This window comes from Synechococcus sp. CCAP 1479/10 (assembly GCF_019038515.1).
Classification (GTDB): Bacteria; Cyanobacteriota; Cyanobacteriia; order PCC-6307; family Cyanobiaceae; genus Cyanobium.
Genome location: NZ_JAFKRJ010000008.1, coordinates 1 through 23,650 on the forward strand (window position 1 = coordinate 1; position 23,650 = coordinate 23,650).

Below are 23,650 nucleotides of genomic sequence, written 5' to 3' on the forward strand. Positions count from 1 at the left end.
GCCGGGCGGGTGGCCGGGGGGGCGGCGGCGGGCTTGCCCATGATCGTAGGCGGCCGGCCGGCGGGTTTGCCGGCCTCGACAGGCCGCGGGCGCGTCGGGACGGGGGCCGGTGCCCCAGCGGGTCTGGGCCGCGCCGCCGGGGGCTCGGGGCGGGACGGGGCCGGGGCCGGTGGCGAAGTCGCCGCGACCGGGCGGGGCGCGGGGGGCCGGCTGGCGGGGGGAGCCGGGGGTGCGGCGGCTGAAGCGGCGTTGGCCGGAGCTGGGGACGCAGCGCTGGCCCTGGGGGCGCTCACCGGAGCCGGAGCGGCCTTCTTCACCGCCAGGATCGCCTTGGCCGGGGGGGTGGGCGCCGGCGGTTCGGGCCGCGCCGGTGACGGGGTGGTGACGGTCACAGCGATCAGGGAACGGATCCGGGAGGCCTCGTCATCACTGATGGAGCTGCTGTGGCTCTTGGCCGCAATGGAGAGCTTCTCGGCGGCATCGAGCACGTCCTTGTTGTCCAGGCCCAGGTCCTTCGACAGCTCGTAGATTCTCACTTTGCCGCTGCTGGTCATTCAGAAAGGTCTCCGTACGGTGGGGCCGAAAGGACCCCGGGGCCGCACGCACGTGGCGACCATGGTTCATCTTGCCTCAGAGGTCGCGGGGCCGATCGCTCGAGACGTGCCTCGAGGCTGGCGAGGATGGCCTCGCTGACGGCGCAGCGCAGGCCGCGCTGGAGACGGCGACGGCGGCGGGCTTCCTCGAGGCAGCTCGGTTGCGGGCAGAGATAGGCCGATCGGCCCATCCCCCCATCCAGGCTCACCGTCCCGTCCGCCTGGCGCACCACACGCCAGAGCTGGGTGCGGTCGCACAGGCGGCGGCAGGAGACGCAGCGCCGCAGCACCGGCCGCCCGGTCGGCGCCGTCACCGGACGTCCTCGCCAGGGGTCGCCTCGGTGGCCTCGTCGACGGCCTCGTCGATGGGGGGCTCCGCCTGGTCGTCCGCCTCGGCTTCGGATGGGGCGACGTCCTCGCCGCCCTCCTCGCCATCACCCTCGCCGTAGGACTCATCGTCTTCCGGCAGGGGGTAGAGCTCCCGCAGGCGGGCGTCCTCCTCGGCGCGGGTGGCCTGTTCGGCCTCCAGACGGGCCTCGGCCTCGGCCTGCAGGGCCTCCTCCTCCTGGCGCTGGGCGATCAGGGTCGCCACCCTCTCGTCTTCGCTGACCTGGTCGTACTCCTGGGCATCCTTGATGTCGATCTTCCAGCCGGTGAGGCGGGCCGCCAGGCGCACGTTCTGGCCCTCCCGGCCGATGGCCAGGCTCAGCTGATCGTGGGGCACGAGCACATGGGCGTGGTGCCCTTCGGGATCCACCAGGCGCACCATCTCCACCCGCGCCGGGCTGAGGGAATTGGCCAGATACTGGGCCGGGTCCGGGGACCAGCGGATCACGTCGATCTTCTCGCCCCGCAGTTCGTTCACCACCTGCTGGATGCGGGAGCCGCGGGCACCGATGCAGGCCCCCACCGGATCCACTTCCCGTTCGACGCTGTCGACGGCCACCTTGGTGCGGGGGCCGACGGCGCGGGAGGGGGGATTGGCCTCACGGGCCACGGCGACGATCCGCACCGAACCCTCCTGGATCTCGGGCACTTCGTTCTCGAACAGATAGACCACCAGGCCCGCATTGGCCCGGGAGACGAACAGCTGGGGACCGCGGCGGGGCACCTCGCTGACCTCCTTGAGGAACACCTTGAAGGTGGCGTTGGCGCGGTAGTTGTCGTTGGGCAGCTGGTCGCGGCGGGGCAGTTCCGCCTCCACCTCCGGCCGGCCCAGGCCGCTGCTGACGGCCATGATCACGCTCTGGCGCTCGAACCGGATCACCCGGGCGGTGAGCACCGGATCCTCCAGGTCGGCGAATTCCTCCTGGATCATGCGGCGCTGCTGGTCCCGCAGCTTCTGGGCCAGCACCTGCTTGGTGGTGGATGCGGCCATGCGGCCGAAGTCGTCCTTCTCCGGGGTCACATCCAGCACCACCGTGTCGCCGATCTGGGCGTCCTCCGCCACCTGGCGCACTTCCTCGATGGCGATCTGGTGGTCGTCGCTCTCCACCTCCTCGACGATGATCTTGCTGGCCAGCACCCGGTAGCCCTCCTCCTCCAGATCGAGGGCGACGTCGAAGTTGCTGAAGTAGTCCTCTTCGAAGGGGTCTTCGCTGATGCCCAGATAAAGGGTGCGGCGGTAACGCTCGTAGCCCTTCAGCAGCGCCTCCCGCAGGGCCGCCTCCACCACCTGGGGAGCCAGCTTCTTCTCGTCGCTGATGTCCTCGATCAGGTTGTTGAGACCGGGGAGCAGAACCAGGGCCATGAACTCGGGGGCGTGGGGGCAGGAAAGGGAACGGGGGGTGAACCGAGCGGTTCAGGAATCGGGAGGCGCCTGGGTGAGCCGCACCCGCAGCACGTCGTCGCGGGGGATGCGCAGGATGCGGCCGCGTTCGTTGAGCTGCACCACCTCGGCATCGCGGCCGAGCAGGAGGCCCATTCGCCGCGCTTCTGCACCGTCAGCGTCCCGGCGGATCACCTCCACCGGAAAGCCCCGGAAGCTGACGAAATCCCGGTCGGAGTGGAGATCCTCCCCGATGCCGGGGCTGCTCACCTCCAGGACGTAGGCCATCGTCAGCAGCCCGGAGGCCTCGATGGCCTCGGCGAGGGGACCGCTCACGGCGGCACACTCATCGAGATTGACATCGGTCCCGTCGGCCCGCTGCACCCGCACGACGACCGTCAGGGGGATGCGGTGGGCCAGCACCTCGACCGACTGCACCTGGAGATGCGCCGCCGCGACCACCGGCCGAGCCAGCGTCTCCAGGTCGTCAGTGAGGGGATGGGGCAAGGACGGGCGGCGTAGGGAGAGGTCTCCCGCTGGCGGGATGGTCCGCCGCGCGATGCAGTGTTCACTGCCCCCAACCGCCAGGCTGCCTCCCGTCAGGGGGAAGGCCGTGCGGAACAAGGGTGAGGCCCGGCGGGCACCAATTCACCCTAGAGGATTGGCCTCCGGTGGCCTCGGAATCTCCAGGATGGGAGCCTCGGCGTAGTAGTCGTTGGCGGTGACTTCGCCCCGCAGGCTGAGGTCCTGGTTGAGGCACTGGCCGCACTGCTCGGGCGTGCGCAGGTACTGACACACCCGGGCCCAGAGCTTGGCGCGGCTGCCCGGGGCCCCCTGGCTGAAGTGGACCAGGTCGTTGCCTCCGGCCATCCCCTGGATCTCCACCTTGCAGAGGGTGCAGCGCTGCCGCGTACCGGGGGGGATCGGGGCCATGGCCTCGGGGAGGAGTGGGGGCAAAGTTAAGCCGATTCAGGTCGCGTGGTCCCGCCCCGGGCCGGCCGGAGCCGTCTCCGATGCGAATTCTTCAACTCAGCGATCCCCATCTGCTCGCCGATCCCGCTGGTCGCTGCCACGGCCGGCCGGCGCTGGCCCTGCTCCGCCACGGGCTCCGCGAGGCCCTCGGCCAGCTCCGCAGCGCCGGCGAGGCCCCTGATCTGCTGCTGATCAGCGGCGATCTCTGCGATGACGAGAGCTGGGGCGGGTACGCCCGCCTCGGGGAGCTGCTGCAGGAGATCCCGCTGCCGGTGGCCCTGCTGGCGGGCAACCACGACCACCCCGCCCTGCTGCGGGCCGCCCTGGGGCGCCGCGCCGTGGTGGCTCCGGCCCTGATCCGCTGCGGCAGCGGGCAGTTGCTGCTGCTCGACAGCCACCGCAGTGGCGACACAGCCGGCGAGCTGGGCCCGTTCCAGCTGGACTGGGCGCGGCGCCGCCTGGCCGCCGGATCGGCCGATCGGGAGCGGCCCCTGGTGGTGGCGGTGCACCATCCCCCGGTGCCGATCGGCGATGCCGAGATGGATGCGATCCGCCTGCGGGACGGTGAGGCCCTGCTGGATCTGCTGCGGCCGGTGGCCGCCCTGCGGGGGCTGGTCTTCGGCCACGTCCACCAGCACTGGCAGGCGGGGTTGCCCGGGCGCCCGGCGGTGCCCCTGCTGGGCTGTCCCTCCACCCTGCGCAGCTTCGGGCCCGTGCAGCCCTGTCCCCTCGGGCGGCCGGCCGATCCCGGCGGGCGCTGGCTGGCGCTGGGGGAGGACGGCGTCCTGGGGCAGCGGTTGCTGCGCTGGGCGCCATGCGACGGCCCTAGCCTCCCCTGATGCAACGTCCCTTCCCCCTGTCTTCCCTGCTCCGGCGGCTGCGGGGCCTGATGGCGGTGGCCCTGCTGCTGGTGTTCGCCGCCCTGCCCCTGCCGGCGGCGGCCCTCGAGGAGGCCCCCCCGGTCCTGACCCCCCACAGCTTCGTGGCCGACGCGGCCCGGCGGGTGGGGCCGGCGGTGGTGCGGATCGACACCGAGCGCAACGTGGCCCGGCCCCCGTTCGATCCGGCCCTGCTGGATCCCCTGCTGCGGGATCTGTTCGGCGATCCCTCCGGCAGCACCCGCGAACGCGGGCAGGGCTCGGGGGTAGTGATCGACAGCCGCCGCTCCCTGGTGCTCACCAACGCCCACGTGGTCGAGAGCGTGGACAGCGTCACCGTCACCCTGGCCGATGGCCGCCAGCTGGACGGGACCGTGGTGGGCACCGACCCGGTGACCGATCTGGCAGTGGTGCGCATCACCGGCCAGGGAAGCCTGAGCGCCGCCCCCCTGGGGGATTCCGAGGCCCTGGAGGTGGGTGACTGGGCCATCGCCCTGGGCAGTCCCTACGGCCTCGAGCGCACCGTCACCCTGGGCATCGTCAGCAGCCTGCATCGGGACATCAACAGCCTGGGCTTCGCCGACAAGCGCCTCGACCTGATCCAGACGGATGCAGCCATCAATCCGGGCAACTCCGGTGGCCCCCTGATCAACGCCGCCGGCGAAGTGATCGGCATCAACACCCTGGTGCGCTCCGGACCGGGGGCCGGGCTGGGCTTCGCCATCCCCATCAATCTGGCCAAGAAGGTGGCCGACCAGCTCGGCGAGGGTGGCAGCGTCGTTCACCCCTACCTCGGCCTCCAGCTGGTGCCGCTCACGGCCCGGATGGCCCGCGACAACAACAAAGATCCGGATGCCCTGCTGCAGCTCCCAGAGCGGGATGGCGCCCTGGTGCAGCGGGTGCTGCCGGAAAGCCCGGCGGAGGCGGCCGGGCTGCACCGCGGCGACCTGGTGGTGGCCATCGCCGACCAGCCGGTCAATACCCCCTCGGCCCTGCTCCAGCAGGTGGAGCAGGCCCAGGTGGGCCAGCCCCTGCCGCTGAAGGTGGTGCGCGGCCAGCGGGAGCTGCAGCTCTCGATCCGGCCGGCGGCCCTCCCCCAGGCGGGCTAGGCGCTGCGGGGGGCAGGACAGTCCCCCTTGCTACGGTCTGCGCCATTTCCGGCAGACCCCGATGTCCGATCTTCAGGACCGCATGAAGGAGGCCGTGGCCACGGCGGCGGTGGATCAGATCCGTGACGGCATGGTGGTGGGGCTGGGCTCGGGCTCGACGGCGGCCCTGATGATCCGGGCCCTCGGCCGCAAGCTGCAGCAAGGCGAACTCAGCGGCATCGTCGGGGTCACCACCTCCTTCCAGGGGGAGGTGCTGGCCGCCGAGCTGGGCATCCCCCTGCAGACGCTGAACGCCGTGCAGCGCATCGATCTGGCCATCGACGGCGCCGATGAGGTGGATCCCTCCTTCCAGCTGATCAAGGGGGGTGGGGCCTGCCACGTGCAGGAGAAGCTGGTGGCCCGCCGGGCCGACCGCTTCGTGGTGGTGGTGGATGCCACCAAACTGGTGGAGCGCCTCAACCTGGGCTTCCTGCTGCCGGTGGAAGTGCTGCCCGGGGCCTGGCGCCAGGTGCGGGATGAACTCACCGCCATGGGCAGCCGCGTCGAGCTGCGCATGGCCGTGCGCAAGGCCGGTCCGGTGGTCACCGACCAGGGCAATCTGGTGCTGGATGTGGCCTTCGACGGGGGCATCGACGATCCCGCCGCCCTGGAGGCAACGATCAACAACATCCCCGGGGTGCTCGAGAACGGGCTGTTCGTGAACCTCGCCGATCAGGTGCTGGTGGGTGAGGTCGTGGACGGCGAGGCCGGGGTGCGCGACTTGGCGAGGCGCTGAGCGGCTCTTCTGCTGGGCTACCTGGCGGTTGGCCCCCAGAATGGGGCGATCCTCTGTGGGCTGGGCGAGCGGTGCCCCACGGCGACCTCAGCAAGCCGCTGCTCCAGCTGCTGGCGGAGACGGCAGAGGCGTTCATCGTCGAGCCCACGAGTGAACTGGACGCCACGATTGATCGCACCCTGGCGTCCATCGGCGGCCTGTTCGATGTGGATCGGGCCTATGTGTTCTCCCTGACGCGCTATCCGGGTTTCGCCAGCAACACCCACGAATGGTGCGCGCCCGGGGTGGAACCGCAGGTCCAACATCTCCAGCACGTGTCGGAGGTGTCCATCGCCTGGTTGATGGGGGAAATGCGGGCGGGGCGGGCGATCAATCTCGAGTCGCTGGTCGATCTCCCCGTCGGGGCCGATGCCGAGCGTGCCCATCTCAGCTCCCAGGGCATTCAGTCGCTGCTGGTTCTTCCCCTGGTGCGGCGAGGCCAGCTGGAGGGGTTCGCGGGTTTTGACCACATCCGCGGCTGCCGCCGCTGGAGCGAGCAGGAGGTGGCCGTGCTCTCGATCGTGGTGAGCGGCTTCGCCCAGGGATTCGAACGTCGCTTGATCGACCAGCAACTGCGTCAGCTGGCCTACGAGGATCCGCTCACTCGCCTGCCCAATCGCTCCCTGCTGAGTCAGCGTCTCGGCGAGGAGCTGGAGCGGGCCAGGCGCAACGGCACCCACCTGGCGGTGGGCTACCTCGATCTGGACAACTTCAAGCCCATCAATGACAGCCACGGCCATGCCGTCGGAGACCAGTTGCTGGTGGCCGTCGCCGAGCGCCTCTGCCGTTGCCTGCGACCCGGCGACACGGTGGGCAGGCTGGGGGGGGACGAATTTGTGGTGATCCTTCCCGGCCTCAGCAGCCTGGCCGAGCTGGAGTCGCTGGGGGAACAGCTGCTCAGCGCGGTGGCCGAGCCCACGCTCATCGGCGAGACGCTCTGCGTGGCCTTGAGCACCAGCATCGGCTTCCGGCTGGTGCCTCCCGACGATGCCGATCCGGATACCTTGCTGCGCCAGGCTGACCAGGCCATGTATGCCGCCAAGCGAGATGGTCCGGGGCGGATGCACCACTTCGACGTGGAGCTGGAACGGCGCCAGTCGCTGCAGCGCTTCCGTCTGGAGCGGGTGCGCCAGGCGATCGAAGAGCAGCAGCTGCGCCTGTTCGTGCAGCCGGTGATCGATCTGGCCACCGGGCAGATGTGCTTTGCCGAAGCCCTTGTGCGCTGGCAGCACCCCCAGCAGGGGCTGCTGTTGCCGGAGGCCTGGCTGGGCTGGATCGAGGATCAACCGGAGATCAGCCGCCTCGGAGACTGGGTGCTGGAGCAGGCCCTGCGCCACTGCTCCGCCTGGATGCGGGCAGGGCTGGCTGTGGCGGTGAGCGTGAACATGTCGGCCCGGGAGCTGCGTGATCCAGGCTTCGCGGAGCGGATCGGCGCGGCCCTGGCCCGCCATCCCGATCTGCCCGCCTCGGCGTTGAGGCTGGAGGTGCTGGAAACAGCCGCCCTGGAGGATCTGGAGCAGGTGGCCCAGAACATCGCCCGCTGCCGCGACCTGGGTGTGAGCTTTGCCCTCGACGACTTCGGCACCGGCTACTCCTCGCTCACCTACCTGCGCAGGCTGCCGATCTCCACGATCAAGATCGACCGCTCGTTCGTGGCCAGGATGTTGGTGGATCCCGCCGATCAGGCCATCGTCAAGGCCGTGGTGGATCTGGCCCACGCCTTCGGCCGCACCTGCGTGGCCGAAGGCGTGGAGACGCCTGAGCACCTGCAGGCGTTGCGGGCGATGGGCTGTGAACTGGCCCAGGGATTCGCCATCGCCCGGCCGATGCCGGCGGAGGACCTGCCCGGCTGGAACCTCCCGCCCTCCGCAGGCGGATGAGCAGCGGTTCGCTCAGCTGTCCGGGGCCCCGAGCCGCTGGCGCACCGATTCGGCGTGGCTGTGCAGCCCCTCGCTCTCGGCCAGGGTGACCACCGCCGGACCGGTGGCCTCCAGGGCCGCCCGGTTGAAGTGGATCAGGCTGGTGTGGCGCAGGAAGGTCTCGACGCTGAGGGCGCCGGCGAAGCGGGCGGTGCCCGAGGTGGGCAGGGTGTGGTTGGGGCCGGCCAGGTAGTCGCCCACCGCCTCGGGCGACCAGGGGCCGAGGAAGATGGCGCCGGCATGGGTGATCCGATCCGCCAGGGATTCGGGATCGTCCACCAGCAGCTCGAGGTGCTCCGGGGCGAACCGGTCGCTGAGGGCCGCCGCCTCGGCGAGATCGTCGCAGACCACGATCAGGCCCCAGTCGTTGAGGGCCTGCAGGGTGATGGCGGCCCGGGGGTGCCGCTCCAGCTGGGCTTCGATGGCGGCCGGCACGGCGGCGGCCAGCGCCTCGCTGGTGGTGATCAGGATCGCCGCCGCCAGGGGATCGTGCTCGGCCTGGGCCATCAGGTCGGCGGCCACCTGGGCGGGCCGGGCGGTGTGGTCGGCGATCACCAGCACCTCGCTGGGGCCGGCCAGGGAATCGATGCCCACCGTTCCGTAGACCGCCTTCTTGGCCAGGGTCACGTAGAGGTTGCCGGGGCCGCTGATCACATCGACCGCAGGGATCGTTTCGGTGCCGTAGGCCAGGGCCCCGACCGCCTGGGCGCCGCCCACCCGGTAGACCTCCTCCACCCCGGCGCGGTGGGCGGCGGCCAGAACGGTGGCGTTCGGCTCGCCGCCGGCGCCGGGCGGGGTGACCATCACCAGCCGTTCCACGCCCGCCACCCGGGCGGGAATCGCATTCATCAGCACCGTGCTGGGGTAGGAGGCCCGGCCGCCGGGGACGTAGATCCCCGCCCGCTGTACCGGGCGCCAACGGCGCCCCAGCCGCTCGCCATGGGGGCCGGTCACGGCCAGATCCGCCGGCATCTGGCGGCGGTGGAACTCCAGGATCCGGTCGTGGGCCAGGTCGAGGGCCCGGCGCAGGGGTTCGGGACAGTCGTGCCAGGCCTGGGCCAGCCGCTCGGGGGGCACCCGCAGGGGATCGGGCCGCAGGCCGTCGAAGCGCTCGCTGAAGTCGAGCAGGGCCGCGTCGCCGCGCTCCCGCACCTCGGCCAGGATCGCCGCGACCCGGGCCTCCTCCTCGCGCATCCGGCCACCCTCGGTGCGGGCGGCGATCGCTTCGAGCCGTTCGCCGGCCCGCTGGCGGTCCCGCAGGCAGGTGATCCGCAGCGCCGGCCGGACTCCATCGGCGTCACCGGTGGCGGCAGGGGCGACGGCACGGGCGGGGGTGGTGCCGGCAGGGCTGCTGCCGGTTGGGGTGGAAGCGACCACGGGGCGGTGCCGGAGGCGGAGGGCTGCCTTGAAACTAGGGCCTGGAAACGGCCGGGGCCCACACGGTAGGATCGCGTTTGCCGAGTCAGCGCCCCTACGCCTGTGGCCAATAACAAGTCTTCGAAGAAGCGCATCGAGATCGCCGAACGCAATCGCCTGCGCAACCGCACCTACAAGTCCGCCCTGCGCACCCTGATGAAGCGCTGCCTCACCGCCTGCAGCGCCTATGGCCAGCAGCCCGGCGAGGAGGCCAAGGCCGCTGTCCAGTCCAGCATGAGCGCCGCCTTCAGCAAGATCGACAAGGCGGTCAAGGTGGGTGTGGTGCACCGCAACACCGGCGCCAACCAGAAGTCGCGTCTGAGCGTGGCGGTGAAGAAGGTGCTCGAGCCCGCCGCCGGCAGCACCGGCGCCTGAAGCCCTCCCCATGGCCGTGAGCTCCCAGCAGGCCGCCCCATCCTTGGTCGACAGCCACTGCCACATCGTGTTCCGCAACTTCGAGGCGGATCTCGACGAGGTGGCCGGCCGCTGGCGTGAGGCGGGGGTGAAGGCGCTGGTCCATGCCTGCGTGGAGCCGGCGGAGATTCCGGCGATCCGGGCCCTGGCCGATCGCTTCCCCGAACTGCGCTATGCCGTCGGGGTCCACCCCCTCGACACCCAGCACTGGCATGGCGACACCGCCGCCACCCTCGAGGCGGCGGCCCGTTCCGACGACCGGGTGGTGGCGATCGGCGAACTGGGCCTCGACCTGTTCAAGGCCACGAACCTCGACGAGCAGCTGGCGGCCCTGGGGCCCCAGCTGGACCTGGCGGTGGCCCTGGATCTGCCGGTGATCATCCACTGCCGGGATGCGGCCGAACCGATGCTCGCCGAGCTGCGCCGGCGCGAGTCTGAGGGCCGCTGCCCCCGTGGGGTTATGCACTGCTGGGGGGGCACCCCCGAGGAGATGGCCGGCTTCCTCGAACTCGGGATGTTCATCAGCTTCAGCGGCACGGTCACCTTCCCCAGGGCCGAGCCCATCCATGAATGCGCCCGGCTGGTGCCGGCCGACCGCTACCTCGTCGAGACCGACTGTCCCTTCCTGGCGCCGGTTCCCCGCCGCGGCAAGCGCAACGAGCCCGCCTACGTGGCCTCGGTGGCGGCCCGGGTGGCCGAACTCCGGGGCGAGACGCTCCACGAGGTGGCGACGACGACCACCGCCAATGCCGCCCGTCTTTTTAGGCTGCCCCTCCAGGTTGTATGATGTCTTATTGGCCTGGAAGCGGAAGCGCTCCTTTTGTCCACGACGGCATCAATTGAGTCGGCAAACCAGCAGCGAGCCCTGTAAGCGCCCCCGCCGGATCGTTCGTCCCTGTTCCAGGGGCGGACGTTTCGGCTGAGCGCCTGTTGGCATGGCCCGTCCCGCCGATCCGTCCCCGTCCAGGTCCGCCCCACCACCTCGTTCCTGCAGGTTCACCGCATGAGCAGCGCGATCCAGGTCGCCAAGACCGTCACTTACCTCCCCGATCTCGTGGAGGTACAGAGGGCGAGCTTCAAATGGTTCCTGGAGAAGGGCCTGATCGAGGAGCTGGACAGCTTCTCCCCGATCACCGACTACACCGGCAAGCTGGAGCTGCATTTCATCGGCGATCAGTATCGCCTGAAACGCCCTCGCCACGACGTGGAAGAGGCCAAGCGTCGCGATGCGACCTTCGCCTCCCAGATGTACGTCACCTGCCGCCTGGTCAACAAGGAGACCGGTGAGATCAAGGAGCAGGAGGTCTTCATCGGGGAGCTTCCCCTGATGACCGAGCGCGGCACCTTCATCATCAACGGCGCCGAGCGGGTGATCGTCAACCAGATCGTCCGCAGCCCCGGTGTCTACTTCAAGGACGAGCAGGACAAGAACGGCCGCAAGACCTTCAACGCCAGCCTGATCCCCAACCGGGGCGCCTGGCTCAAGTTCGAGACCGACAAGAACGACCTGCTGCACGTGCGCGTCGACAAGACCCGCAAGATCAACGCCCACGTGCTGATGCGGGCCATCGGCCTGTCCGACAACGACGTCCTCGACAAGCTGCGGCACCCGGAGTACTACCAGAAGTCGATCGAGGCCTCCAACGAGGAGGGCATCTCCTCGGAAGACCAGGCCCTGCTGGAGCTCTACAAGAAGCTGCGTCCCGGTGAACCCCCCTCGGTGAGCGGCGGCCAGCAACTGCTCCACAGCCGCTTCTTCGATCCCAAGCGCTACGACCTGGGCCGGGTGGGCCGCTACAAGATCAACAAGAAGCTGCGTCTCACCATCCCCGATGCGGTGCGCACCCTCACCGCCGAGGACGTTCTCTCCACGATCGACTACCTGATCAACCTGGAGCTTGATGTGGGCGGCGCCTGCCTCGATGACATCGACCACCTGGGCAACCGCCGGGTGCGCTCGGTGGGTGAGCTGCTGCAGAACCAGGTGCGTGTGGGCCTCAATCGCCTGGAGCGGATCATCAAGGAACGGATGACCGTCGGCGAGACCGAATCCCTCACCCCCGCCCAGCTGGTCAACCCCAAACCCCTGGTGGCGGCGGTCAAGGAGTTCTTCGGCTCCAGCCAGCTGAGCCAGTTCATGGACCAGACCAACCCCCTGGCCGAGCTGACCCACAAGCGCCGCATCAGCGCCCTCGGCCCAGGCGGCCTCACCCGGGAGCGGGCCGGCTTCGCCGTGCGCGACATCCACCCCTCCCACTACGGCCGCATCTGCCCGATCGAGACCCCCGAAGGCCCCAACGCCGGCCTGATCGGTTCGCTCGCCACCCACGCCCGGGTGAACGAGTACGGCTTCATCGAAACCCCCTTCTGGCGCGTCGAGAACGGCATCGTCCTCAAGCAGGGCGATCCCCTCTACCTCTCTGCCGACCTCGAAGACGAGTGCAGGGTGGCCCCGGGTGACGTGCCGACCGACGCCACCGGACGCATCACCGTCGATCTGGTGCCGGTCCGCTACCGCCAGGACTTCGAGAAGGTGCCCCCCGAGCAGGTGGACTACGTCCAGCTGTCGCCGGTGCAGGTGATCTCGGTGGCCACCTCCCTGATCCCCTTCCTCGAGCACGACGACGCCAACCGGGCCCTGATGGGCTCGAACATGCAGCGCCAGGCGGTGCCGCTGCTGCGCCCCGAGCGGCCCCTGGTGGGCACGGGCCTGGAAACCCAGGTGGCGCGCGACTCCGGCATGGTGCCCATCACCAAGGTGAACGGCACCGTCTCCTTCGTCGATGCCACCGCCATCGTCATCCGTGACGAGCAGGGCCGCGACCACACCCACTTCCTGCAGAAGTACCAGCGCTCCAACCAGGACACCTGCCTCAACCAGCGGCCGATCGTCCGCCAGGGCGATCCGGTGATCGCCGGCCAGGTGCTGGCCAACGGCTCCGCCTGCGAAGGCGGTGAGATCGCCCTCGGCCAGAACGTGCTGATCGCCTACATGCCCTGGGAGGGCTACAACTACGAGGACGCCATCCTGGTGAGCGACCGTCTGGTCCAGGACGACCTCTACACCTCGGTGCACATCGAGAAGTACGAGATCGAAGCCCGCCAGACCAAGCTCGGACCCGAGGAGATCACCCGGGAGATCCCGAACGTGGCCGAGGAAAGCCTGGGCCACCTCGACGAGATGGGCATCATCCGTATCGGCGCCTATGTCGAATCCGGCGACATTCTGGTGGGCAAGGTGACCCCCAAGGGCGAGTCGGACCAGCCGCCCGAGGAGAAGCTGCTGCGCGCCATCTTCGGTGAGAAGGCCCGCGACGTGCGCGACAACTCCCTGCGGGTGCCCAGCACCGAACGGGGCCGGGTGGTCGACGTGCGCATCTACACCCGCGAGCAGGGCGACGAACTGCCGCCGGGCGCGAACATGGTCGTGCGGGTCTACGTGGCCCAGCGCCGCAAGATCCAGGTGGGCGACAAGATGGCTGGTCGCCACGGCAACAAGGGCATCATCAGCCGCATCCTTCCCCGGGAGGACATGCCCTACCTGCCCGACGGCACCCCCATCGACATCGTGCTCAACCCCCTGGGGGTGCCGAGCCGCATGAACGTGGGCCAGGTGTTCGAGTGCCTGATGGGCTGGGCCTCCTCCCACCTCGACTGCCGCGTCAAGGTGGTGCCGTTCGATGAGATGTACGGCCCCGAGAAGTCGAAGCAGACGGTGCAGGCCTACCTCGAGGAAGCCGCCAAGCTGCCCGGCAAGGACTGGGTCTACAACCCCGCCAACCCCGGCAAGATCCAGCTGATCGACGGCCGCAGCGGCGAACCCTTCGACCAGCCGGTGACCGTGGGCTACGCCCACATCCTCAAGCTGGTGCACCTCGTGGACGACAAGATCCACGCCCGCTCCACCGGCCCCTACTCCCTGGTGACCCAGCAGCCCCTGGGCGGCAAGGCCCAGCAGGGCGGCCAGCGACTCGGGGAGATGGAGGTGTGGGCCCTGGAGGCCTACGGCGCCGCCTACACCCTGCAGGAACTGCTCACCGTCAAGTCCGACGACATGCAGGGCCGCAACGAGGCCCTCAACGCCATCGTCAAGGGCAAGCCCATCCCCCGGCCGGGCACGCCGGAGTCGTTCAAGGTGCTGATGCGGGAGCTGCAGTCCCTCGGCCTCGACATCGCCGTCTACACCGATGCCGGCGAGGAAGTCGACCTGATGCAGGACGTCAACCCGCGCCGCAGCACCCCCAGCCGTCCCACCTACGAATCCCTCGGTGTCGCGGATTACGACGATGACTGATCGCTTGATTCACCGGCTCTGATTTCACCGTCTCTCTCGATCACCCTGCGTCCCCGCCATGTCCAACAGCAACCTCCGCACCGAAAACCACTTCGACTACGTGAAGATCACGCTCGCTTCCCCCGAGCGGATCATGCAGTGGGGGCAGCGCACGCTGCCCAACGGACAGGTGGTGGGTGAGGTCACCAAGCCGGAAACGATCAACTACCGCACCCTCAAGCCCGAGATGGACGGGCTCTTCTGCGAGAAGATCTTCGGCCCCTCCAAGGACTGGGAATGCCACTGCGGCAAGTACAAGCGGGTGCGGCACCGCGGCATCGTCTGTGAGCGCTGCGGCGTCGAAGTCACCGAGAGCCGGGTGCGGCGCCACCGCATGGGCTTCATCAAGCTGGCGGCTCCGGTCTCCCACGTCTGGTACCTCAAGGGCATCCCCAGCTATGTGGCGATCCTGCTCGACATGCCCCTGCGGGACGTGGAGCAGATCGTCTACTTCAACTGCTACGTGGTGCTCGACAAGGGTGACCACAAGGACCTCACCTACAAGCAGCTGCTCACCGAAGACGAGTGGCTGGAGATCGAGGACCAGATCTTCGCCGAGGATTCCGAGATCGAGAACGAGCCCATGGTGGGCATCGGCGCCGAGGCCCTCAAGCAGCTGCTTGAGGACCTCGACCTCGAGAAGGAGGCCGAGCAGCTCCGGGAGGACATCAACAACTCCAAGGGCCAGAAGCGGGCCAAGCTGATCAAGCGCCTGCGGGTGATCGATAACTTCATCGCCACCAACGCCCGTCCCGAGTGGATGGTGCTGGATGTGATCCCGGTGATCCCCCCCGATCTGCGCCCCATGGTGCAGCTCGACGGCGGCCGTTTCGCCACCAGCGATCTCAACGACCTCTACCGGCGGGTGATCAACCGCAACAACCGCCTGGCGCGCCTGCAGGAGATCCTTGCCCCCGAGATCATCGTCCGCAACGAGAAGCGGATGCTGCAGGAGGCCGTCGATGCCCTGATCGACAACGGCCGCCGCGGCCGCACCGTGGTGGGGGCCAACAACCGGGCTCTCAAGTCGCTCAGCGACATCATCGAGGGCAAGCAGGGTCGCTTCCGCCAGAACCTGCTCGGCAAACGGGTCGACTACTCCGGCCGTTCCGTGATCGTGGTGGGCCCCAAGCTGAAGATGCACCAGTGCGGCCTGCCCAAGGAGATGGCGATCGAGCTGTTCCAGCCGTTCGTGATCCATCGCCTGATCCGCCAGAACATCGTCAACAACATCAAGGCGGCCAAAAAGCTGATCCAGCGGGCCGACGACGAGGTGATGCAGGTGCTGCAGGAAGTGATCGAAGGACACCCGATCCTGCTCAACCGGGCCCCGACCCTGCACCGGCTCGGCATCCAGGCCTTCGAGCCCAAGCTGGTCGACGGCCGTGCCATCCAGCTCCATCCCCTGGTCTGCCCCGCCTTCAACGCCGACTTCGACGGTGACCAGATGGCCGTGCACGTGCCCCTGGCGATCGAGGCCCAGACCGAGGCCCGGATGCTGATGCTGGCGAGCAACAACGTGCTCTCCCCCGCCACCGGCGAGCCGATCATCACCCCGTCCCAGGACATGGTGCTCGGTGCCTATTACCTCACCGCCGTCGACCGGGAGAAGGCGCAGCCCGCCTTCGGCGACCGTTCCCGCACCTTCGCCGACCTCGAGGACGTGATCGCCGCCTTCGAGGAGAAGCACCTCACCCTGCACGACTGGGTCTGGGTGCGCTTCAACGGCGAGGTGGAAAGTGACGACGAGGACAACGAGCCCGTCTCCACCGACACCCTCACCGATGGCACCCGCGTCGAGCAGTGGAAGTTCCGCCGCGACCGCTTCGATGAGGACGGCGCCCTGATCAGCCGCTACCTGCTGACCACCGTGGGTCGGGTCGTCATCAACCACACGATCATCGACGCCGTGGCCGCGTCCTGAGTTCCACCGGCCGGGCCGAGACCCGCGCCCCGTGTCTTCCGATTCCCTCCAGCCTTCTCCATCGCGCGCCGCCATGACCGCCACCCCCGCCAAGAAGATCAGCAAGAAGAGCGCCAAGGCCGCCGCCGAACTGGCGGCCGCCACCGCCGCCGCCGAACTCGCCGCCTCGGCCCTCAGCAAGCAGGCGCCGCCGTTCCGCAACCGGATCATCGACAAGAAGGCGCTGCGCAACCTGGTCTCCTGGGCCTACAAGCACCACGGCACCGCGGCCACCGCGGCGATGGCCGACGAGCTGAAGGATCTGGGCTTCCACTACGCCACCCAGGCGGCGGTGTCGATCTCGGTCGACGACCTGCGCATCCCCGGCGACAAGGCCGTCCTGCTGGAGGAGGCCGAGGAGCAGATCACGGCCACCGAGGAGCGCTACCGGCTCGGTGAGATCACCGAGGTGGAGCGCCACACCAAGGTGATCGACACCTGGACCGAGACCAACGAGCGCCTGGTGGCGGCCGTGCGCCGCAACTTCAACGACAACGATCCACTCAACTCGGTGTGGATGATGGCCAACTCCGGCGCCCGGGGGAACATGTCCCAGGTGCGTCAGCTGGTGGGCATGCGCGGCCTGATGGCCAACCCCCAGGGGGAGATCATCGACCTGCCGATCCGCACCAACTTCCGTGAGGGCCTCACGGTCACCGAGTACGTGATCTCCTCCTACGGCGCCCGCAAGGGCCTGGTGGACACCGCCCTGCGCACCGCCGACTCCGGCTACCTCACCCGCCGTCTGGTGGACGTGGCCCAGGACGTGATCGTGCGGGAGGAGGACTGCGGCACCCACCGCTTCATCCCCATCAACGCCGACGAACGGGGCCGCTTCGGCACCAAGCTGGTGGGCCGTCTGGCCGCCCAGCCCGTCGTCGACAGCGACGGCGTCGTCATCGTCGACCGCAACGGTGAGATCGACCCGGCGATTTCGGCCGCCATCGAGAAGGCGGCGATCGCCACCGTGATGGTGCGCTCGCCCCTCACCTGCGAGGCCTCCCGTTCGGTCTGCCGCAAGTGCTACGGCTGGGCCCTGGCCCACAACGAACTGGTCGACCTGGGTGAAGCCGTCGGCATCATCGCCGCCCAGTCGATCGGTGAACCGGGCACCCAGCTCACCATGCGCACCTTCCACACCGGTGGTGTGTCCACGGCCGAGACCGGCGTGGTGCGCTCCCTGGTGGATGGCGTAGTGGAATTCGGGCCCAAGGCCCGGGTCCGCGACCACCGCACCCCCCACGGCGTCGAGGCCAAGCTGGCCGAAACCGATTTCACCCTCACCCTCAAGCCCTCGGGCAAGGGCAAGGTGCAGAAGATCGACATCACCAACGGCTCGATCCTGTTCGTGGCCGATGGCGATCCCGTCGCCAACGACATCATCCTGGCCCAGATCTCCTCGGGCTCGGCGGTGAAGAAGAGCGTGGAGAAGGCCACCAAGGATGTCATCTGCGACCTGCCCGGCCAGGTGCGCTTCGAGGATGTGATCCAGCCCCGGGAGGTCACCGACCGCCAGGGCAACATCACCCACAAGGCCCAGCGTCTCGGGCGCCTCTGGGTGTTCAGCGGCGACGTCTACAACCTGCCGCCCAACGCCCTCCCCGTCGTCGAGACCGACAAGCCGGTGACCGCCGGCGATGTGCTGGCCGAGAGCCGGCTGCAGAGCGAATACGGCGGCGCCGTGCGGCTGCGGGAGTCCACCGGCGATTCCCGCGAGGTGCAGATCGTCACCGCCAGCCTCACCCTCAAGGACTGCAAGCTGGTGGGTGAATCCAGCCACACCGGCGAGAGCTGGCACCTTGAGGGCAAGGACAACACCCGCTACCTGGTCAAGACCCAGCCCGGCACCAAGATCGGCGCCGGTGAGGTGATCGCCGAACTCACCGACGACCGCTTCCGCACCCAGACCGGTGGCATGGTGAAGTTCGCCCCCGGCCTCTCGATCAAGAAGGCCCGCTCCGCCAAGCACGGTTTCGAGGTGAGCAAGGGCGGCACCCTGCTGTGGATTCCCCAGGAGACCCACGAGATCAACAAGGACATCTCCCTGCTGATGATCGAGGACGGCCAGTGGATCGAGGCCGGCACCGAGGTGGTGAAGGACATCTTCAGCCAGACCGCGGGCATCGTCACCGTCACCCAGAAGAACGACATCCTGCGGGAGATCATCGTGCGCTCCGGTGAGCTGCACCTGGTCTCCGATGCCAAGGTGCTCGGCCGCTACGGCGAGGACGGCAAGATGGTCAACCCCGGCGAGGAGATCGCCCCCGGCCTCAAGGCCGAGGCGATGAAATTCGTCGAGAAGGTCGACACCCCCGAGGGCGGCGCCCTGCTGCTGCGCCCCGTCGAGGAATACGCCATTCCCGACGCCGCCCACCTGCCCGAGCTGTCCACCGTCAAGCAGACCGGAGGTCCCTCCCTGGGGCTGAAGGCCACCCAGCGCCTCACCTTCAAGGACGGCGAGCTGATCAAGTCGGTGGAAGGGGTGGAACTGCTGCGCACCCAGCTGATCCTGGAAACCTTCGACACCACCCCCCAGATGACGGTGGATGTGGAGGCGGTGGCCGACAAGCGGGCCAAGACCATCGAGCGCCTGCAGTTGGTGATCCTGGAAACCCTGCTGGTGCGGCGCGACACCCTCTCCGACGCCAGCCACGGCTCCACCCACACCGAACTTCAGGTGGAGGACGGCATGACCGTCAAACGGGGCGATGTGGTGGCCACCACCCAGATCCTCTGCAAGGAGAACGGGGACGGGGTGGTGCAACTGCCCGAGCCCGTCGTCGGTGAACCGATCCGCCGCCTGATCGTGGAGCGGGCCAACGACACCCTCAGCCTGGATCTCGGCACGGCCGCCCCGGCGGTGGCGGTGGGCGACCGCATCGTCGACGGCAAAGTGCTCGCCGACGGGGTGCTCTCCCCCTGCTGTGGCCAGGTGGAGGCCATCAACGGCAAGACCCTCACCATCCGTCTGGGCCGGCCCTACATGGTGTCGCCCGATTCGGTGCTGCACGTCCGGGACGGCGAACTCGTGCAGCGTGGCGATCCCCTGGCTCTGCTCGTGTTCGAGCGTCAGAAGACCGGCGACATCGTTCAGGGTCTTCCCCGGATCGAGGAACTGCTCGAAGCCCGCCGCCCGCGGGAATCGGCGGTGCTCTGCCGCAAGAGCGGCACCGTGCAGATCAAGCAGGGTGAGGACGACGATTCGATCACCGTGTCGGTGATCGAGACCGACGACGTCATCACCGAGTACCCGATCCTGCTCGGCCGCAACGTGATGGTCTCCGATGGCCAGCAGGTGAGCGCCGGCGAGATGCTCACCGACGGTCCGATCAACCCCCACGAACTGCTCGACTGCTTCTTCGAGGACCTGCGCAGCCGCAAGCCCACCATGGAGGCGGCCCAGGAGGCGATCTCCAAGCTGCAGTTCCGCATGGTGACGGAGGTGCAGAACGTCTACAAATCGCAGGGGGTCTCGATCAGCGACAAGCACATCGAGGTGATCGTGCGCCAGATGACCAGCAAGGTCCGGATCGAGGATGCCGGTGACACCACCCTGCTTCCCGGCGAGCTGATCGAGCTGCGTCAGGTGGAGCAGGTGAACTCCGCCATGGGCATCACCGGCGGCGCCCCCGCCGAGTTCACCCCCGTGCTGCTGGGCATCACCAAGGCCTCCCTGAACACCGATTCGTTCATCTCGGCGGCCTCCTTCCAGGAGACCACCCGGGTGCTGACCGAAGCGGCCATCGAGGGCAAGAGCGACTGGCTGCGGGGCCTCAAGGAGAACGTGATCATCGGCCGCCTGATCCCCGCCGGCACCGGTTTCGGTGGCTTCGAGGAGGAGCTGCGCGCCGAGGCCGGGCCCCACCCCGACATCCTCGAGGAGGAGGCCGCCGGCTATCGCCGCAACCAGAACCTGCGTCCCGACTACACGGTCGAAATGCCGGCCCCGGCGGTCACCGCCGCCGTGCTGGATGACCCCTCCGAGGAGGATCTGGAGGCCACCCGCAGCCGCCACGGCATCGAAGCGGCCGCCAGCGGCTTCGCCGCCTTCGCCCGCCCCACCGCCGAGGAGGGACTGGAGGAGGAGCTGATCGCCGATCCGGCGGCCCTCGAGGGTCTGCAGGAGGAGGGTCTGCTCAGCGATGACTGATCCCGCCGTCGCCACCCCTGCGGCCCCCGCCCGGACCACCCCCGTGCCGGTGCGCCGGCTGCCGCGCTTCGGCTTCCACACCCACACCGAGCGCCTCAACGGCCGGGTGGCCATGCTGGGCTTCATCGCCCTGCTGGCGGTGGAGTGGAAGCTGGGCCACGGCCTGCTGATCTGGCCCTGATGGCCGGGCCTGCCCCCCTGCTGGGGATGGGCCAGGCGGCCCTGGAGGCCTGGGCCGGTGACCAGGGCCAGCCGGCCTTCCGGGGCCGGCAGCTGCACGACTGGATCTACGCCAGGGGGGCCCGCAGCCTCGACGCGATCACGGTGCTGCCCAAGGCCTGGCGCGAGGGCCTGGCGGCGGCCGGCACCGGCATCGGCCGCTCGGCCCTGCTGCACCGCAGCGACGCCAGCGACGGCACCACCAAGCTGCTGCTGGCCACCGCCGATGGCCTCAGCCTCGAGACCGTCGGCATCCCCAGCGGCGACAGGCTCACGGTCTGCGTCAGCAGTCAGGTGGGCTGCCCCATGGCCTGCCGCTTCTGCGCCACCGGCAAGGGGGGCCTGCAGCGCTCCCTGGCGGTGCACGAGATCGTCGACCAGGTGCTCAGCATCCGCGAGGCCATGGACCGGCGCCCCTCCCACGTGGTGTTCATGGGCATGGGCGAACCCCTGCTGAACACCGAAGCGGTGCTGGAGGCCATCGCCTGCCTCTGCACCGACCTGGGCATGGCCCAGCGCCAGATCACCGTCAGCACGGTGGGGGTGCCACGCAGCCTGCCCACCCTGGCGGAGCGGGCCCTGGAGCGCCTGGGGCGGGCCCAGTTCACCCTGGCCGTGAGCCTCCATGCCCCCGACCAGCGCCTGCGGGAGGAGCTGATCCCCACCGCCCACGCCTATCCCCTCGAGGCGCTGCTGGACGACTGCCGCCACTACGTGGCCATCACCGGCCGGCGGGTCAGCTTCGAATACATCCTCCTGGGGGGCGTCAACGACCATCCCCGCCAGGCCGATGCTCTGGCCCGTCTGCTGCGGGGCTTCCAGAGCCACGTCAACCTGATCGCCTACAACCCGATCGCTGAGGAGGACTTCCGGCGCCCCGCTCCGGAGGCGGTGGAGGCCTTCCGCGCCCAGCTGGAGCGGCGCCACATCGCCGTCAGCGTGCGGGCCAGCCGCGGCCTCGACCAGGACGCCGCCTGCGGCCAGCTGCGCCGCCGGCTGATGGACGCCCCGGCGGGGTGAGCGCCATTTCGATGCCGCCACGCGCTGCCACGGCCCTGGCGGTCCTCCTGGCCGGCGGACTGGCCTACGGGGCCCTGTGCGGCCTTCTGTTCCTGCGCCAGCGCTCCCTGCTCTATTTCCCCCAGCCCCGCTCCGCCGATGCGCCCGGCGAGCTGCTGGCCCTGCCGATCACAGGCGGCCCGCCGGGGGCCCGGGTGTTGGTGACGGTCCGCCACCGCCCCGGCCCGAAGGCGCTCCTCTACTTCGGCGGCAATGCCGAGGCTGTGGCGGGCCAGCTGCCCCTGCTGGCGGCCGCCTTTCCGGAGCACGCCCTCTATCTGCTGCACTACCGGGGCTACGGCGGCAGCAGCGGCCAGCCCTCGGAGCGGGCCCTGTTCGCCGATGCCCTCGCCCTCTTCGACCGGGTCCGGCCTGACCACGACCAGATCGCCGTGATCGGCCGCAGCCTCGGCAGCGGCGTGGCGGTGCACCTAGCGTCCCGGCGCCCCGTCGCCCGGCTGGTGCTGGTCACGCCGTTCGACAGCATCGAGGCGGTTGCGGCCCAGCGCTTCCCCCTGGTGCCGGTGGGGCTGCTGCTCCAGGACCGGTACCGCTCCGACCAGGCGGCTCCCCGGGTCGTGGCGCCCACCCTGCTGATCGCCGCCGAACGGGACGAGGTGATCCCCCGCGCCAACACCGACGCCCTTCTGTCCAGCTTCAGGCCCGGGGTGGCGTCCCTGGTGGTGCTGCCGGTCGAGGGCCACAACGCCTTGGAGGACTCCCCGCGCTACCTGCCGCTGCTTCAGGCGTTCCTCGAACCCGGCCCGTCCCGCTCGGCGCTGTAGGCCCCGCGGGCGCCCTGGCCGTTCCAGGGGGTGAGCCGCAGCATCAGCAGGAAGGCCGGCAGGGCCGCGGCGGCGGTGGCCAGAAAGAATCCAGGCCAGCCCAGCCGCTCGGCCACCAGGCCGGCCGGGGCGGCCAGCAGGGAGCGGCTCAGGGCATAGACGCCCGAGAGCAGGGCGTACTGGGTGGCGGAGAAGCGGGGGTTGCAGAGGCTCATCAGCAGCGCCACGAAGGCGGCGCCCACCATGCCGCCGCCGATGTTCTCCAGGGCCACGGCCGTCAGCAGGGCCGGCATGCCGCCGTCGAAGCGGGCCAGGCCCCAATAGGCCAGGTTGCCCGCCGCCCCCACCAGGGCGAACAGCCAAAGGGAGCGGTTCATGCCCAGCCGGCCGAACAGCACGCCCCCCAGCACCGTGCCCACGATGGTGGCGCCGATGCCCCAGCCGGCCAGCACCGACCCCACCACCTCAGGGCTGAAGCCCTTCTGGATCAGGAACGGCACCGCCATCAGGCCGAGCAAGCCGTCGGGCCAGCGGTAGAGCAGCACCAGGGTGAGCAGGGCCACGGCCCGGGGGCCGCCGCTGCGGTGCAGGAACTCCCGCGCCGGACCCAGCACCGCCTGGCGCAGGCTGGTCACCGGCACCGCCAGGGGTTCCAGCCGCGGCGCCGTGAGGGTGAACGGCACCACCACCAGCATCAGCAGGGCCGAGAACAGGAAGGCCAGGGGCCAGTCGAAGCGGCCGGCCAGGATGAAGCCGCCGGCCCCCACCGCCAGCATTGCCGTGCGGTAGCCCAGGTTGGAGGCGGCGGCCCCGGCACCCCGCTCCAGGTCGGGCAACAGGTCGGTGCGGTAGGCATCCACGGCGATGTCCTGGGTGGCGCTGACCACCGCCAGCAGCACCGCCATCACCCCGATCGCCGTGAGGCTGGCCGGATCGCTCGACGGCCGCAGCAGGGCCATGGCGCCGATCACCGCCACCAGGGTGAGCTGCAGCACCAGCAGCCAGCCGCGTCGGCGGTCCGGCCAGGGCAGGGGCCAGCGGTCGAGGGCCGGCGCCCAGAACATCTTCAGGGTGTAGGGCAGCTCCGCCAGCCCCAGCAGACCGATCAGGCCCAAAGGGATCTGGCTGGCGGTGAGCCAGCCCTGCAGCAGCTTGGTGCCCACCATGTAGGGGGTGCCGCTGGCCACCCCCTCGGCGGCCACCGCCAGGAGGCGACGCCAGGGGCGGACACTGCTGGAGGCAGGGCTGGCCATGGCCG

Annotated in this window: 18 protein-coding genes and 1 pseudogene; 12 read left to right on the forward strand and 7 right to left on the reverse strand. The window is 69.7% G+C overall.

Going from position 1 to position 23,650, the window contains the following annotated elements; genetic code table 11:
- From KUG39_RS03820 to nblD, 5 genes and pseudogenes are all read right to left on the reverse strand, one after another.
- Positions 1-554: translation initiation factor IF-2 N-terminal domain-containing protein (locus KUG39_RS03820; protein WP_216918219.1), on the reverse strand; the 554-nt coding region annotated here is incomplete at its 3' end.
- A 101-nt stretch (positions 555-655) separates the two neighbouring features.
- Positions 656-907 (reverse strand): annotated as a pseudogene (locus KUG39_RS17235) (YlxR family protein); the annotation flags it as partial.
- Positions 904-2,343 (reverse strand): transcription termination factor NusA, encoded by a 1,440-nt coding sequence (gene nusA, locus KUG39_RS03830; protein WP_216913083.1) that lies wholly within the window; start codon positions 2,341-2,343, stop codon positions 904-906. The gene nusA and the pseudogene KUG39_RS17235, both read right to left, overlap by 4 nt.
- A gap of 51 nt (positions 2,344-2,394) precedes the next feature.
- On the reverse strand, positions 2,395-2,868 hold the full coding sequence (locus tag KUG39_RS03835) for an LSm family protein (RefSeq protein ID WP_216913085.1): 474 nt from the start codon (positions 2,866-2,868) through the stop codon (positions 2,395-2,397).
- A 141-nt stretch (positions 2,869-3,009) separates the two neighbouring features.
- On the reverse strand, positions 3,010-3,294 hold the full coding sequence (gene nblD, locus KUG39_RS03840) for an NblD family protein (protein ID WP_094585522.1): 285 nt from the start codon (positions 3,292-3,294) through the stop codon (positions 3,010-3,012).
- Positions 3,295-3,374: 80 nt separating this feature from the next.
- Between nblD and KUG39_RS03845 the strand changes: the two genes are divergently transcribed.
- The 4 genes from KUG39_RS03845 to KUG39_RS03860 all read left to right on the forward strand — a co-directional run bounded on the left by KUG39_RS03845 (position 3,375) and on the right by KUG39_RS03860 (position 8,014).
- On the forward strand, positions 3,375-4,172 hold the full coding sequence (locus KUG39_RS03845) for a metallophosphoesterase (RefSeq protein WP_216913087.1): 798 nt from the start codon (positions 3,375-3,377) through the stop codon (positions 4,170-4,172).
- Complete coding sequence (locus KUG39_RS03850; protein ID WP_216913089.1) at positions 4,172-5,320, forward strand: trypsin-like peptidase domain-containing protein; 1,149 nt, start codon at positions 4,172-4,174, stop codon at positions 5,318-5,320. Before KUG39_RS03845 ends, KUG39_RS03850 begins: the two co-directional genes overlap by 1 nt.
- Positions 5,321-5,381: 61 nt before the next feature.
- The gene (gene rpiA / locus KUG39_RS03855) at positions 5,382-6,095 is read left to right on the forward strand and encodes a ribose-5-phosphate isomerase RpiA (RefSeq protein WP_094585525.1); all 714 of its coding nucleotides are present in this window, start codon (positions 5,382-5,384) and stop codon (positions 6,093-6,095) included.
- A gap of 71 nt (positions 6,096-6,166) precedes the next feature.
- Complete coding sequence (locus KUG39_RS03860; protein WP_216913091.1) at positions 6,167-8,014, forward strand: putative bifunctional diguanylate cyclase/phosphodiesterase; 1,848 nt, start codon at positions 6,167-6,169, stop codon at positions 8,012-8,014.
- Positions 8,015-8,026: 12 nt separating this feature from the next.
- Here the strand turns inward: KUG39_RS03860 and hisD are convergent, their stop codons facing one another.
- Entirely contained in the window at positions 8,027-9,328 is a 1,302-nt protein-coding gene (gene hisD / locus KUG39_RS03865; RefSeq protein WP_216913130.1) for a histidinol dehydrogenase, read from the reverse strand.
- 204 nt (positions 9,329-9,532) lie between these two features.
- Between hisD and rpsT the strand changes: the two genes are divergently transcribed.
- From rpsT to KUG39_RS03905, 8 genes are all read left to right on the forward strand, one after another.
- The gene (rpsT, locus tag KUG39_RS03870; protein ID WP_094585527.1) at positions 9,533-9,844 is read left to right on the forward strand and encodes a 30S ribosomal protein S20; all 312 of its coding nucleotides are present in this window, start codon (positions 9,533-9,535) and stop codon (positions 9,842-9,844) included.
- Positions 9,845-9,854: 10 nt separating this feature from the next.
- Complete coding sequence (locus tag KUG39_RS03875; RefSeq protein ID WP_094585528.1) at positions 9,855-10,670, forward strand: TatD family hydrolase; 816 nt, start codon at positions 9,855-9,857, stop codon at positions 10,668-10,670.
- Between the two features lie 216 nt (positions 10,671-10,886).
- Entirely contained in the window at positions 10,887-14,177 is a 3,291-nt protein-coding gene (gene rpoB, locus KUG39_RS03880) for a DNA-directed RNA polymerase subunit beta (RefSeq protein WP_015110546.1), read from the forward strand.
- Between the two features lie 58 nt (positions 14,178-14,235).
- Positions 14,236-16,140 (forward strand): DNA-directed RNA polymerase subunit gamma, encoded by a 1,905-nt coding sequence (locus KUG39_RS03885; protein ID WP_190610779.1) that lies wholly within the window; start codon positions 14,236-14,238, stop codon positions 16,138-16,140.
- 73 nt (positions 16,141-16,213) lie between these two features.
- On the forward strand, positions 16,214-20,329 hold the full coding sequence (locus tag KUG39_RS03890) for a DNA-directed RNA polymerase subunit beta' (RefSeq protein ID WP_216913100.1): 4,116 nt from the start codon (positions 16,214-16,216) through the stop codon (positions 20,327-20,329).
- Positions 20,322-20,510: a CAB/ELIP/HLIP family chlorophyll-binding protein gene (locus KUG39_RS03895; protein ID WP_216913102.1), complete on the forward strand. Its 189-nt coding sequence runs from the start codon at positions 20,322-20,324 to the stop codon at positions 20,508-20,510. The genes KUG39_RS03890 and KUG39_RS03895 overlap by 8 nt, the downstream gene beginning before the upstream one ends.
- Complete coding sequence (gene rlmN / locus KUG39_RS03900) at positions 20,510-21,568, forward strand: dual-specificity RNA methyltransferase RlmN (protein WP_216913110.1); 1,059 nt, start codon at positions 20,510-20,512, stop codon at positions 21,566-21,568. The genes KUG39_RS03895 and rlmN overlap by 1 nt, the downstream gene beginning before the upstream one ends.
- A gap of 11 nt (positions 21,569-21,579) precedes the next feature.
- A complete protein-coding gene (locus KUG39_RS03905; protein WP_286192927.1) occupies positions 21,580-22,392 on the forward strand; it encodes an alpha/beta hydrolase in 813 nt (270 codons plus the stop codon).
- Here the strand turns inward: KUG39_RS03905 and KUG39_RS03910 are convergent.
- Positions 22,350-23,645 carry an AmpG family muropeptide MFS transporter gene (locus tag KUG39_RS03910; RefSeq protein WP_216913112.1) on the reverse strand — a complete coding sequence of 432 codons (1,296 nt, stop codon included), beginning with the start codon at positions 23,643-23,645 and terminating at the stop codon, positions 22,350-22,352. The two genes, KUG39_RS03905 and KUG39_RS03910, sit on opposite strands and share 43 nt — an antisense overlap.
- Between the last annotated feature and the right edge of the window lie 5 nt (positions 23,646-23,650).